Origin of the sequence: Rhodococcus sp. BP-349 (assembly GCF_019835845.1) — a bacterium.
GTDB lineage: Bacteria > Actinomycetota > Actinomycetes > Mycobacteriales > Mycobacteriaceae > Rhodococcoides.
Map to the genome: position 1 here is coordinate 679560 of NZ_JABUDR010000003.1, position 14317 is coordinate 693876.

Here is a 14317-nt window from a genome sequence, read left to right on the forward strand (position 1 = left end):
GCCGGTGTGCTGGTCGACGGAAGAGACATCCTGGTCACCGGGAGCGTCCTGCAACCGTTGACCCGGCGAACGAGCGACATCCTGCGGGTCGTGACCGCGGCGATCGTCCTGGGGGCGATCGTCGTCGGATCGTTGGTGACCCGCAACGAGTGGACCGCACTGGAGCGGTCGATCTCCGACATCGTCGGCGTGCTCTCCCCGAGCCAGTCCAACGCCGTCTATCTCGTCTACGGCGTCGCCATCCTGGCACTCCCGTTCACCGTGCTCGCCGGACTGGTGGCGGCACGCCGCTGGCGGCTGCTCGCGGGTTACGTCGCCGCGGCCGTGGTGGCCGCACTGGCGTTGTCGGTCAGTGGCAGCGGGATCTCCGCGCCCAAGTGGCACATCGACGAATCGACCCGCCTGGACACCCTGCTCTCGCAGATCCTCGACGATCCGCGCTGGATCGCCATCGTCGCGGCCGTGCTGACCGTCTCCGGCCCGGGGCTGCCGATCCGCTGGAAGCGGACGTGGTGGGTGCTGCTCCTGGCCTTCGTCCCGATCCATCTGCTCATCAGCACCGTCGTCCCCGCGCGCTCGCTGCTCGGTCTCGCCGTGGGGTGGCTCGCCGGATCGCTCGTGATCTGGGTGGTGGGGACGCCGGCACTCGAGGTGCCTCTCGCCGAGGCCGTGCGAGCGCTGAAACGACGAGGTGTCGACATCGCCGGCTTCGTGGTCCTGCGCCCGGCGGGTTCCGGTCCGCTGGTGCTCTCGGGGCGGATCGGGCCGGTGGGCCACGACGTCGTCGTCGAGCTGTTCGGTCCCAATCAGCGCAGCCGCGGCGCCCTGCGGTTGCTCCGCAGACTGGTCACCCTGCGGTCGTCGGAGAGTCCGCCCCTGCACGCGTCGCAGCGCCGTGCGGTGGAGCACCGCGCGCTGATGGGCATCGCGCTGAACGACCTGGGCGTGGCGGCCTGCGTCCCGACGGCGGTGTCGGCTCTCGAGCGTGGCTGGGTCCTGTACGCGCACAGCGTTCCTCGCGGTCGGCCCGTGGACCCCGAGCGTCCGGAGGATGCGCAGGCACTGTGGCGGACCCTGGGGGTGTTGCGGTCCCGGCAGATCTCGCACGGGGACCTCCGGGTCGACGACATCCGGATGGGCGAGGACGGCACCGCGTTGCTCGGCGGCTTCGACACCGCGGAACTCGGTGCGTCGCAGGCTCAGTTGCACTCGGACGCCGCGCAGCTGATGCTGACCACGGCTGCGCTGTACGGATCCGACGTCGCCGTCGACGCCGCGATCGACAGGATCGGTCCGGAGGACGTCCTCACGGCGTCGCGCAGGTTGACGCCGGCCGCCATCCCGGCGCGCGTGCGCCGATCGGTGCACGATGCGAAGGCACTGCTCACGGCGACGCGAGACACGGTGCTGGCCAGAACCGGAACCTCGGCGATCGCGACCGAGCAGGTGACACGGTTCTCGCGTAACCAGGTCGTGCAGCTGGTTCTGCTCATCGCACTGGTCTACGTCGCGTATCCGTTCATCAGCCAGGTGCCGACCTTCGCCTCCGAGCTGGCCTCGATCGACTGGTGGTGGGCACTGCTCGGTCTCGTGATCTCTGCCGCAACCTATTTCGGGGCGGCCGCGGCGCTGTGGGCGTGCGCATCGGGTGCTGTGGGCTTTCTGAACACGACGATCATGCAGGTGGCCAACACCTTCGCGGCGACGACGACTCCGGCGGGCGTCGGCGGACTGGCGCTGAGTGTGCGCTTCCTGCAGAAGGGCGGACTGACGCTCACGCGCTCGACCGCTGCGGTGGCGTTGCAACAACTGGTGCAGGTGATCTCGCACGTCACGTTGCTCGTCGTGTTCAGCGTCGCGGCGGGGCAGTCCGCCGATCTGTCCCGCTTCGTCCCGAGCGCCACGATTCTGTACCTCATCGCCGGTGTCGCGTTCGGCGCTCTCGGAGCCTTTCTCTTCGTGCCCACCCTGCGGCGCTTCCTGCGCACGGCGGTACGGCCCCAGCTCGCGGAGGTCTACTCCGACCTCTCGGAGCTCGTGCGCCACCCGGCACGCTTCACCGTCATCGTGCTGGGTTGCGCCGCAACGACTCTCGGTGCCGCCTTCGCGCTGTGGGTGAGCATCGAGGCGTTCGGCGGGGGCACCACCTTCATCACCGTCACCATCGTCACGATGATCGGCGGAACACTCGCCTCCGCCGCCCCGACGCCGGGTGGAATCGGCGCCGTGGAGGCCGCCCTCATCGGCGGTCTGGCGGCGTTCGGACTGCCCGCCACCATCGCGGTACCGTCCGTTCTGCTCTATCGCGTGCTCACGTGCTGGATCCCGGTGTTCCTCGGCTGGCCGATCATGCGGTGGTTGGCGCGCAAGGACATGATCTGACGTCCTCCCACTACCATCGCGATCATGACTGAACTGTGGGTCGATCGCACCGGGACACGTCGTTACACCGGCAAGAGTTCGCGCGGTGCCGAAGTGCTCATCGGGTCCGAGGACGTCGAGGGTGTCTTCACTCCCGGTGAGCTGCTCAAGATCGCTCTCGCGGCGTGCACGGGCATGAGCTCCGACCGTCCCCTCGCCCGCCGGCTCGGTGACGACTACGACGCGACCGTCCGGGTGTCGGGCGTCGCCGATCGTGACGAGGAGCGCTACCCGCGGCTCGAGGAGGTGCTGACGGTCGACCTCAGCGCCCTCGATCCGGAGGCCAGGGAACGGTTGCTCACCGTCGTCACCAAGGCCGTCGACAAGGTGTGCACGGTGGGGCGCACGTTGAAGGCGGGCACCGAGGTGGACCTCCGTATCGAGGTCGAGGAGTGACGGCAGTCGACCTCGAACGGCTGAGCGCGTGGGTCCACGGCAGTGTCCAGGGCGTCGGTTTCCGCTGGTGGACGCGGTCGCGCGCGTTGGAACTCGGGCTCGTCGGATCAGCGACCAACACGTCCGACGGCCGGGTGCACGTGGTCGCCGAGGGAGATCGAGCGGATCTCGAGGCGCTGCTCGCCGCTCTGCGATCGCGTGACACCCCGGGCTCGGTGACCACCGTGGTGGACAACTGGGAATCCGCGCGCGGCGGACTCGACGGGTTCGTCGAACGCTGAGAGAGCAGGGCTGGGTAGTCTGAACCGCCATGCACCTCAAGAGTCTGACGCTGAAGGGCTTCAAGTCCTTCGCCTCGGCGACGACTCTGCGTTTCGAGCCCGGCATCACCTGCGTCGTGGGGCCCAACGGATCGGGCAAGTCGAATGTCGTCGACGCGCTGACCTGGGTCATGGGGGAGCAGGGCGCGAAGGCGCTGCGCGGCGGCAAGATGGAGGACGTCATCTTCGCCGGCACGTCCGGCCGCGCCCCGCTGGGCCGGGCCGAGGTGACGCTGACCATCGACAACAGCGACGGCGCGCTGCCGATCGACTACTCCGAGGTCTCGATCACCCGCCGCATGTTCCGCGACGGTGCCGGCGAGTACGAGATCAACGGCAGCTCGTGCCGACTGATGGACGTCCAGGAACTGCTCAGCGATTCGGGTATCGGCCGTGAGATGCACGTCATCGTCGGTCAGGGTCGACTCGCCGCCATTCTCGAGTCGCGGCCGGAGGACCGGCGCGCCTTCATCGAGGAGGCCGCCGGCGTCCTCAAGCACCGCAAGCGCAAAGAGAAGGCCGTCCGCAAGCTCGACTCCATGCAGGCCAACCTCGCACGTCTGACGGATCTCACCACCGAACTGCGTCGGCAGCTCAAACCTCTCGGTCGTCAGGCCGAGGTGGCCCGGCGCGCGCAGACGGTGCAGGCCGACCTCCGCGATGCGCGACTGCGCATCGCCGCCGACGATCTGGTGACACGCCGGACCGAACTGGCGGAGCAGTCGCACGACGAGACGAAGGCCCGTGAGGAGTACGCCGCGGTCCAGGACGCGTTGGCCGAGGGCGAGGCGGTGCTCGCCGAGGGCGAGCAGGACCTCGCGCGACTCACCCCGAGCGCGGAGGCGGCGGCGCAGACGTGGTTCCAGCTGTCCGCGCTCGCGGAGCGTGTCGGCGCCACCGTGCGCATCGCGACCGAGCGGGCGCGCCACCTCGGTGACGAGCCGGAGGACCGACGCGGTCCCGACCCGGACGAGCTCGAGCAGCGTGCGGACCGGGTCGCCGAGGAGGAACTGCAGCTGACCGAGGCGGTGGAGTTCGCGCGCGCCACACTCGACGCCGCGCGGGAGCAGCTCGCGGAACGGGAGGCGGCCGCGTCGGACGCGGAGCGCGCACACGCCGCCGCCGTACGGGCCGTCGCCGACCGCAGGGAAGGGCTCGCGCGGCTGTCCGGCCAGGTGGACGGTCTGCGCGCCCGGGCGGAGTCGTACGACACGGAGGTGGCCCGTCTCGCGACCGCGATCGAGGACGCGAGGAACCGAGGCGACGCCGCACAGGCCGAGTTCGACATCGTCCAGGAGAAGGTCGGCGAACTCGACGCCGGTGAGGCGGGACTGGACTCGCAGCACGAGAACGCCGTCGAGGCACTGGCCATCGCCGATGCCCGCGTCGCGGAACTGCAGACGGGAGAACGGGAGTCGAGCCAGCGCGTGGCATCGCTGCGCGCCCGGATCGACGCTCTGACGATGAACCTGGAACGCGGCGACGGTGGCGCGTGGCTGGGAGAGAAGCAGCAGCACGGCGTCGTCGGCAGGTTGGGCGATCACCTCACCGTGCGACCGGGCTACGAGGTGGCGGTGGCCGTGGCGCTGGGAGCCGCGGCCGACGCCGTGGTGGTCTCGTCGGTCGAGAACGCCCGCGAGGCGGTGTCGGCGCTCAAGAGCGCGGACGCGGGGCGCGCGGCGATCGTCTACCCGACGGGCCCCGGGGTGGACGAGCGACAGATCGGCTCCGGGACGTCGATCCTGTCGGTGATCGAGGCGTCCGAGTCGGCGCGGGGTGCGCTCGCCTCGCTGTTGGGCGGCACGAGCGTCGTCGACACGCTGGCGGAGGCCACGGCCCTGGTCGAGGGCAGCGCCGACGTGCGCGTCGTGACGCGGGGCGGCGACCTGGTGGGGCGCGGGTGGATCACCGGCGGGTCCGACCGACGGCCCAGCACGCTCGAGGTGCAGGCGGCCATCGACGAGTCGGTGACCGAACTGGCGGCGACGGAGCGTCGGACCGAGGAACTCGCCGCGGCGCTGTCCGGGGCGCTCGCCGAACAGGCGGACCGCCGGGAGGCCGCAGACCAGGCACTGGCCGCGCTCACGGAGTCCGACGCCGCGATGTCCGCGGTGTACGAGCAACTCGGTCGACTGGGTCAGGTCGCCCGTGTCGCGCACGCCGAGTCGACCCGGCTGCAGACCCAGCGCGAGCGGGCCGAGCATCAGCGGGACGAGGCGGTGACCGCGCTCGCCGAGCTCGAGGAGCGCGTGCGTCGTGCCGAGGACGACCAGGGCGGCGACGCCGACGGGGACGATGAGGCGGAGGAGTGGGCGCGGGCCCGCGAGGGCGCTGCCGCCGCGGTCACCGAGGTGCGGTCCGTCGAGGTCGAGGCGAGACTGTCCCTGCGCACCGCCGAGGAGCGCGCCGACTCGGTCCGCGGCAAGGCCGACGGGCTCCGTCGGCAGGCTCGGATGGAACGAGAAGGGCGAGCGCGGGCCGAGCGGGCACGGGCACGCCGCGTGCAGTCCGCTGCCGTGGCCGCCGCGGTCTCCGAGGCCGGGACTCGTGTCGCCGGCCGGCTGGAGCGCGTCGTCGCGGACGCTGCCGTGCGCCGCGACGAACTGGCTCGCCGCCGCTCCGACCGAGCGGCCGAGCTGGACCGGACGCGGGAACAGGTTCGCGCCCTCGCCGCGCGCGCCACACAGTTGACCGACGCGGTGCACCGCGACGAGGTGGCCAAAGCACAGGCGGTGCTCCGCATCGAGCAGCTCGAACAGAACGTGGTGGAGCAGTTCTCCATTGCGCCCGACGACCTGATCGCCGAGTACGGACCCGACGTCACGCTGCCGCCGACCGACCTCGAGATGGCGGAGTACGAGCAGGCGAAGGAACGCGGCGAGCAGGTGGTGGCCCCGGCCCCGATGCCGTTCGACCGCGCGGAGCAGGAGCGCCGGGTCAAGCGTGCGGAGAAGGACCTCGCGACGCTGGGCAAGGTCAACCCGCTGGCTCTCGAGGAGTTCGCCGCCCTGGAGGAGCGCTACAACTTCCTGTCCACCCAGCTCGAGGATGTGAAGTCGGCGCGCAAGGATCTGTTGGGCGTGGTCGCGGACGTCGACGCCCGCATCCTGCAGGTGTTCACCGAGGCCTACGCCGACGTCGAGCGCGAGTTCGTCGGCGTCTTCGCCAAGCTCTTCCCGGGCGGTGAGGGCCGACTGGTACTGACCGACCCCTCGGACATGCTCACCACCGGCATCGAGGTCGAGGCCCGTCCGCCGGGCAAGAAGGTCAAGAGGCTGTCGCTGCTGTCCGGCGGCGAGAAGTCGCTCACCGCGGTCGCGATGCTCGTGGCCATCTTCCGGGCCCGGCCGTCCCCGTTCTACGTCATGGACGAGGTCGAGGCAGCGCTGGACGACACGAACCTCCGGCGACTGATCGGCCTGTTCGAGCAGCTGCGGGAGAAGTCTCAGCTCATCGTCATCACCCACCAGAAACCCACCATGGAGGTGGCCGACGCTCTCTACGGGGTGAGCATGCGCGGCGACGGCATCACGACGGTGATCTCGCAACGGTTGCCCAAGCGTGCCGTCCTCGAGCCCGCGGGGGAGGTGGCGACTCCCGAGCCGGGCGCCGAGCCGCCGTCCTGACAGGATGGTCGACGTGACTACCGAACTCTGGATCGTCGTGGCGGCCGTCCTCGCACTGCTCGTCGTCGTGCTCGTCGTCGGGTTGGTGCTGCAGCGTCGTCGCCGCATCTCTCTGGCCCGTCCCGACACCACCGAGCAGGTCCGCGAGGTCGACCGATCGGGTGGCTACACGGCCGGCACCGGATTCGACTTCTCGCAGGGCACGGCGGCTCCGCCCGCGCCGGCGCCCCGGAAGCCGATCCCTGAACCCACGCTCGAGCGCACCGACACCGACGATCAGCCGCGGGTCGGTGACGACGCGTCGGTCCCTCGCGACGCGCCGAAGCGCGGCATCACCGACATCTCGCTGCCCGACCCGGTGCTCGACGAGCCCGCTCCGGCCACGGAGGCACCGCCTGTCGAGACCCCGCCCGTGGTGGTTCCTCCGGTGGAGGAGGAGGCGCCCGCAGAACCGGTGAGCTCCGCTCCGGTGCTCGACGAGATCGAGCCCACGTCGGGCCGCCTGACCAAGCTGCGCGGTCGACTGTCGCGATCGCAGAACGCCGTGGGCCGGTCGTTGCTCGGACTGCTCGGTGGCGGCGACCTCGACGAGGACTCGTGGGAGGAGGTCGAGGACACCCTCCTCGTCGCCGACCTGGGGAGCGCGGCGACCGCCGAGATCGTCGCGACTCTGCGTGAGCAGATGGCCGTGCGCAACGTGCGGACCGAGCCCGAGGCACGCGCTCTGCTGCGCGAGGTGCTGATCGAGCAGCTCACCCCGTCGTTCGACCGTTCCATCCGTGCGCTGCCGCACGGTGACCGCCCGTCCGTCCTGCTCGTGGTCGGCGTCAACGGCACCGGCAAGACCACGACGACCGGCAAGCTGGCGCGCGTCCTGGTGGCGGACGGTCGTCGAGTCGTGCTGGGCGCGGCCGACACCTTCCGTGCCGCCGCGGCCGACCAGCTGCAGACGTGGGCCGAGCGCGTGGGCGCCGAGGTGGTGCGCGGCAAGGAGGGCGCCGATCCGGCCGCCGTCGCGTTCGACGCCGTGACGCGCGGCATCGCCGACGGGGTCGACGCCGTGCTCATCGACACCGCGGGCCGACTGCACACGAAGACCGGTCTGATGGACGAGCTGGGCAAGGTCAAGCGCGTCATCGAGAAGAAGGCGCCCGTCGACGACGTCCTGCTCGTGCTCGACGCGACCATCGGTCAGAACGGTCTCGCGCAGGCTCGCGTGTTCGCTCAGGTCGTCGACATCACCGGCGTCGTGCTGACCAAATTGGACGGCACGGCGAAGGGCGGCATCGTGTTCCAGGTGCAGCGTGAACTCGGCGTCCCGGTGAAGCTCGTGGGTCTCGGCGAGGGCGCCGACGACCTCGCTCCGTTCGAGCCGGGCGCGTTCGTCGACGCTCTTCTGGGCTGACCGACAGCCCCGATCGGGCCGCTGAGAATTCGACTCTCGTCGAGTCCCGGCGGCCGAATCGGGTGAAAAGACCGAGACGCAACACGGTCGCAACATGATTCGGCTGTGCGTTCACACCGACGAAACACCGCAGTGTCGTCGCCGAAACGTCGAGTGAGCACCCTTCTCCTCAGGTCGTCAGCCGCCATCGGCTGGGGCGAGGAAGAAGGAGGAGGCTCAAGGTGGATTTTCCCACTATCGGTGCGCCCGACACCGGTGACACCGCATGGATGCTGACAAGCGCGGCATTCGTGTTGCTCATGGTTCCGGGTCTTGCGTTCTTCTACGGCGGCATGGTCCGCGCGAAGAGCGTGCTGAACATGATCATGATGAGCATCAGCGCGATGGGCGTCGTCGGCGTTCTCTGGGTGCTGTACGGCTACTCGGTCACGTTCGGCGAGGACAAGGGCAACCTCATCGGTGACCCGTTCCAGTACTTCGGGCTCGAGGGCCTGATCGGCGGAACGTACCTCGCCTCCGAGGACGAGGCCGGTGTCCTCACCGATGCCGCGATCCCGCTCGTCGGCACCATCCCGGCGACCGTGTTCGTCTCCTTCCAGGCCATGTTCGCGATTCTCACGGTCGCGCTCATCTCCGGCGCCGTCGCCGACCGCATGCGCTTCGGACCGTGGCTGCTGTTCGCCGGACTGTGGGCGACTCTCGTCTACTTCCCGGTCGCGCACTGGGTCTTCTCCTTCGACGAGGTCACCACCACGACCGGTGGCTGGATCGCCAACAAGCTCGCCGCGGTCGACTTCGCCGGCGGTACGGCCGTCCACATCAACGCGGGTGCCGCGGGCCTGGTGCTCGCCGTCATCCTGGGCAAGCGCAAGGGATGGCCGGGCACTCCGTTCCGCCCCCACAACCTGCCGTTCGTCATGCTGGGTGCCGGCCTCCTCTGGTTCGGTTGGTTCGGCTTCAACGCCGGTTCCGCCGTCGGCTCCAACGGCATCGCCGGTGCCACCTTCGTCACCACCATCGCGGCCACGGCCGCAGCCATGCTGGCCTGGCTCCTCACGGAGCGCATCCGTGACGGGCACGCGACGAGTCTCGGTGGTGCGTCGGGCATCGTCGCCGGACTCGTGGCCATCACCCCGGCCTGCTCCTCGGTCAACATCCTCGGTGCACTCGTCATCGGCGTCGTCTCCGGAGTGCTCTGCGCACTGGCCGTCGGTCTGAAGTTCAAGTTCGGTTTCGACGACTCGCTCGACGTCGTCGGCGTCCACCTCGTCGGCGGTCTGGTGGGCACGCTGCTCGTCGGACTGGTCGCCACCTCCGAGGCACCGGCCGGTGTCGAGGGGCTGTTCTACGGCGGCGGATTCGACCAGCTGTGGCGTCAGGCAGTCGGTGCCGGTGCGGTGCTGCTCTACTCTCTGGTGGGTACGACCATCGTCGCGCTCATCGTCAAGTACACCGTGGGCCTCCGGATCGACGACGATGGTGAATCCATGGGAGCCGACGAATCGGAACATGCCGAGACCGCCTACGACTTTGCGGCACTCGGTGGGTCAACACTGGGACGCGTTCCCAGCAAGGAGGCGTGAGACATGAAGTTGATCACTGCAATCGTCAAGCCGTTCACTCTCGAGGACGTCAAGACGGCTCTCGAGCAGGCAGGCGTTCTCGGTATGACCGTGAGCGAGGTACAGGGGTACGGCCGACAGAAGGGCCACACCGAGGTCTACCGCGGTGCCGAGTATTCCGTGGACTTCGTTCCCAAGGTGCGCGTCGAGGTCGTCGTGGACGACGCGGCCGTGGACAAGGTCGTCGAGGTGATCGTCGAGGCAGCCCGTACCGGCAAGATCGGTGACGGCAAGGTCTGGGTCTCGCCCGTGGAGGCCGTCGTGCGCGTGCGTACCGGCGAGCGTGGCTCCGACGCTCTGTAGTTCCCGTCGGTCCGGCCGCGGATCCGCCTCGTTCGACGGGGCGGATCCGCGGCCGATCTGTTTCTCGGCGACACGACACCAGAAGGAGTGAGCCCCGTGGGTGGTTCCGAAGCAGCGGCGGATCTCGTCCGGGCGCGCGAGCAACTGCTCGCCGGCCAGGGCCGGAATCGACGACTGGATGCGACGGCGTTGCGTCAGGCGCTGGTCGACCTGCACGAGTTCTGGCTGACCACCAAGGGTTCCGAGGTGGGGATCAAGCCGGACAGCGGATTCGCCATCGTCGCCGTCGGCGGGTTGGGCCGCCGCGAGATGCTGCCGTACTCCGACCTGGACCTCGTGCTGCTGCACGACGATCTCGACCCCGCGCTCGTCAGCGGTGTGGCCGACCAACTCTGGTATCCGCTGTGGGACGCGCACATCAAGCTCGATCACAGTGTCCGCACGGTTCCGCAGGCTCTGGACGTGGCCGCCCACGACATGACCGCGGCCCTCGGTCTGCTCGACGCCCGACACATCGTGGGCGACGCCGAACTCAGTTCGATGTTGATCGACGGGATCCGGCGCCAGTGGCGCATCGGGATCCGCGATCGGTTCGACGAGTTGCACGCGCTCACCCGCACTCGCTGGGGGCGTAGCGGCGAGATCGCTCACCGGGCCGAGCCCGATCTCAAGAGTGGACGCGGCGGCCTGCGCGACGTGCAGCTTCTCGACGCGCTCTCCATCGCGCAGCTCACCGACGCGATGCCGGGCCTCGGGCCCGAATCACCGGGCGGTGGACTGGATTTCGCACACCGGCGGATTCTCGACGTCCGCACCGAGCTGCACCGGGTGGCGGGCCGTGCCCGTGATCAGCTGCGAGCGCAGGACGCGGACGAGATCGCCGCCGCGCTCCGCATCGGCGATCGGTTCGATCTTGCACGCGTACTCAGTGATTCGGCGCGCACCATCGTCTACTCGACGGACGTGGGCCTGCGTACCGCCCGGAATGCCATACCGCGACGCGGACTCTCGCGGCTCCGCCGGGTACCGGTGCGTCGGCCCCTCGACGAGGGGGTCGTCGAGCACGCCGGCGAGGTGGTGCTGGCGCGGGACGCCCGCCCCAACAAGGATCCGGGACTGATCATGCGTGTCGCGGCGGCCTCCGCGGTGACGGGGATGCCGATGTCCGCGTCGACCCTGGGCCGATTGTCCGACAGTGCACCGGAACTGCGCGAGCCGTGGCCGAAGGAGGCGCTCAACGACCTGCTGGTGGTCCTCGGCTCCGGCCGTCGCGCCATCGACGCGATCGAGGCTCTGGACCGGACGGGCCTGTGGGGGCGTCTCCTTCCCGAGTGGGGCGCGGTGCGCGACCTGCCGCCGCGCGACGCCGTGCACACCTGGACGGTGGACCGCCATCTCGTCGAGACCGCCGCCCACGCGAGCGGTTTCACCACCCGGGTCGCGCGGCCCGACCTGCTGGTCCTCGGGGCGTTGCTGCACGACATCGGCAAGGGCCGCGGGGGAGACCACAGCATCGTCGGCGCGGATCTGGCCACGCAGGTGGGTAAACGGCTCGGTCTGTGGCCGTCGGACGTCCGGTTGCTCGAGGCGATGGTGCGCCACCATCTGCTCCTGCCGGACACCGCGACCAGGCGCGACCTGGACGATCCCGCGACGGTGCAGCGGGTGGTCGACGCGCTGGACGGCGATCCGATCCTGCTCGAACTCCTGCACGCGCTGGCCGAGGCGGACTCGCTCGCGACGGGACCCGGCGTCTGGGGGGACTGGAAGTCTTCGCTCATCGGTGAGCTCGTACGGCGGTGCCGCATGATCATGGCCGGTGAACCGCTGCCGACACCCGATCCGATAGATGCGGCGCTCGCGGCCCGCGCCGCCGAGGGCGGAGTCGACGTCGATCTGCAGCCGTCGGACAGTCCGCACACGTTCGAGGTGACGGTGACCGCGCCGGACAGGCTCGGCCTGCTGTCCAACGCGTCGGGCGTACTCGCCCTGGCCGCGTTGCGAGTGCTGTCCGCGTCCGTGGTCAGCGCGAACGGGTTCGCGATCAACCGTTTCGTCGTCACGCCCACCTTCGGGGCGCCGCCCCAGCCCGGCCTGCTGCGCCAGGAGCTCATCCGGGCACTCGACGGCGACCTGGACCTGCTCGCGCAACTCGACCTCAAGGAGGCCGGAGCACGTACTGCCGCGGCGGACGGCGACCCGGGGCTGCTCGACTCGTCGGAGGTGCTGCTGTACGCGCAGGCGCCGCCGCGGGTGCTGTGGTTCGACGGTCCGGACGGCGACTCCATGATCGTGGAGGTTCGCGCCGAGGATCGGCTCGGGCTGCTGTGCCGCCTCTCGTCCGTCTTCGAGAAACACGGTGCCGACGTGCGCTGGGCGAAGGTCACCACCCGCGGATCCTCGGTGGTGGACGCGTTCTGCGTCGACACCAGCGGTGCGGCGGAGGGCGACCCCGGATCACGGGCTCAGCGCGAGGAGCTCGAGCGTGCACTGCTGGCCGTCGTCCCCTCCCTGCGCCCGAAGGAGCCCGAGTCGGACGACTGACGTACACGGGGGACCGAGACACCCGTCGGGCCGGGCCACCGCCGGGTCGGTCGACCGTTAGGCTGGTCGACGGAGTCTTCACTTCTCTCGCGATGTTCAGGAGTATCGGTGTTCGAATCACTGTCCGACAGATTGACCGGAAGCCTCAAGGATCTGAGAGGCAAGGGTCGGCTCTCGGGCGCCGACATCGATGCGGTGTGCCGCGAGATCCGCCTGGCACTGCTCGACGCCGACGTCGCACTGCCGGTCGTGCGCGCCTTCATCACCCGGATCAAGGAGCGCGCGAAGGGCGCCGAGGTCTCCGCTGCTCTCAACCCCGCGCAGCAGGTCGTCAAGATCGTCAACGACGAGCTCGTCGGCATCCTCGGTGGCGAGACCCGGCGTGTGGAGTTCGCGAAGAACCCGCCGACGGTCATCATGCTGGCCGGTCTGCAGGGCTCCGGTAAGACGACACTCGCCGGCAAGCTCGCCAAGTGGCTCAAGGACCAGAACCACACCCCGCTCCTCGTGGCCTGCGACCTTCAACGCCCCGGTGCCGTGAGCCAGCTCCAGATCGTCGGCGAGCGTGCGGGCGCCGCGGTCTTCGCGCCGCATCCGGGCACGTCGATCGGTGGCGGCGAGAACGCCCTCGGCGTGACCGCGGCCGACCCGGTGGAGGTCGCTCGCGCCGGTGTCGCCGAGGCTCGCGCCAAGCAGTACGACGTCGTCATCGTCGACACCGCGGGCCGTCTCGGTATCGACACCGAGCTCATGGGCCAGGCCGCCGGTATCCGCGACGCGACGAACCCCGACGAGATCCTGTTCGTGCTCGACGCGATGATCGGCCAGGACGCCGTCAGCACGGCGCAGGCCTTCCAGGACGGTGTCGGCTTCACCGGCGTAGTGCTCACCAAGCTCGACGGTGACGCCCGCGGTGGTGCCGCCCTGAGCGTCCGCGAGGTCACCGGTCGGCCGATCATGTTCGCGTCGACGGGCGAGAAGCTCGAGGACTTCGAGATCTTCCACCCGGATCGCATGGCGAGCCGCATCCTCGGCATGGGCGACCTGCTCAGCCTCATCGAGCAGGCCGAGACCGTCTTCGACGCGAAGCAGGCGGAGGACACCGCCGCGAAGATCGGGTCCGGCCAGCTGACGCTCGAGGACTTCCTCGAGCAGATGATGGCGATCCGCAAGATGGGACCGATCGGCAACCTGCTCGGCATGCTGCCCGGTGCCGGTCAGATGAAGGACGCCCTCGCGTCCGTGGACGACAAGCAGCTCGACCGCGTGCAGGCCATCATCCGCGGTATGACACCTGCCGAGCGGGCCGATCCGAAGATGATCAACGCCTCCCGTCGTCTGCGCATCGCCAACGGTTCCGGCGTCAAGGTCTCCGACGTCAATCAGCTGGTCGACCGTTTCTTCGAGGCCCGCAAGATGATGGCGTCGATGGCCGGCCGCATGGGCATGCCCGGCGCGCGCAAGCAGGTCCAGCGCAGCAACAAGAAGGGCAAGAAAGGGAAGAAGGGCGGCCGCGGGCCCACCCCGCCCAAGGGCGTGCGGGGAGGCTTCCCCGGCATGCCGGGCGGGATGCCCGCCGGGATGCCCGATCTGTCCTCGATGCCGAAGGGCCTCGACCAGCTTCCGCCGGGCCTCGAGGGCATCGACCTGTCGCAGCTGAAGCTCCCCAAGAAGTAGGGC

The 14317-nt window shown here is 69.8% G+C and carries 9 protein-coding genes; all 9 read left to right on the top strand.

Annotated features, from left to right (window positions below):
* Positions 1 to 6 precede the first annotated feature (6 nt).
* Positions 7 to 2382, top strand: a complete 2376-nt coding sequence (locus tag HQ325_RS19575) for a lysylphosphatidylglycerol synthase transmembrane domain-containing protein (protein ID WP_222631896.1) — start codon at positions 7 to 9, stop codon at positions 2380 to 2382.
* A gap of 24 nt (positions 2383 to 2406) precedes the next feature.
* Positions 2407 to 2817 (top strand): OsmC family protein, encoded by a 411-nt coding sequence (locus HQ325_RS19580; protein ID WP_056445078.1) that lies wholly within the window; start codon positions 2407 to 2409, stop codon positions 2815 to 2817.
* Positions 2814 to 3098, top strand: a complete 285-nt coding sequence (locus tag HQ325_RS19585) for an acylphosphatase (RefSeq protein ID WP_222631897.1) — start codon at positions 2814 to 2816, stop codon at positions 3096 to 3098. The genes HQ325_RS19580 and HQ325_RS19585 overlap by 4 nt, the downstream gene beginning before the upstream one ends.
* Before the next feature lie 29 nt (positions 3099 to 3127).
* The gene (gene smc, locus HQ325_RS19590; protein WP_222631899.1) at positions 3128 to 6763 is read left to right on the top strand and encodes a chromosome segregation protein SMC; all 3636 of its coding nucleotides are present in this window, start codon (positions 3128 to 3130) and stop codon (positions 6761 to 6763) included.
* 4 nt (positions 6764 to 6767) lie between these two features.
* Positions 6768 to 8168, top strand: a complete 1401-nt coding sequence (ftsY, locus tag HQ325_RS19595) for a signal recognition particle-docking protein FtsY (RefSeq protein WP_222631901.1) — start codon at positions 6768 to 6770, stop codon at positions 8166 to 8168.
* A gap of 221 nt (positions 8169 to 8389) precedes the next feature.
* Positions 8390 to 9751: an ammonium transporter gene (locus tag HQ325_RS19600; RefSeq protein WP_222631903.1), complete on the top strand. Its 1362-nt coding sequence runs from the start codon at positions 8390 to 8392 to the stop codon at positions 9749 to 9751.
* A 3-nt stretch (positions 9752 to 9754) separates the two neighbouring features.
* Positions 9755 to 10093: a P-II family nitrogen regulator gene (locus tag HQ325_RS19605; RefSeq protein WP_027505009.1), complete on the top strand. Its 339-nt coding sequence runs from the start codon at positions 9755 to 9757 to the stop codon at positions 10091 to 10093.
* A gap of 57 nt (positions 10094 to 10150) precedes the next feature.
* Complete coding sequence (locus HQ325_RS19610) at positions 10151 to 12637, top strand: [protein-PII] uridylyltransferase (RefSeq protein ID WP_261778752.1); 2487 nt, start codon at positions 10151 to 10153, stop codon at positions 12635 to 12637.
* A 108-nt stretch (positions 12638 to 12745) separates the two neighbouring features.
* Positions 12746 to 14314, top strand: a complete 1569-nt coding sequence (gene ffh, locus HQ325_RS19615; protein WP_056445067.1) for a signal recognition particle protein — start codon at positions 12746 to 12748, stop codon at positions 14312 to 14314.
* Positions 14315 to 14317 lie beyond the last annotated feature (3 nt).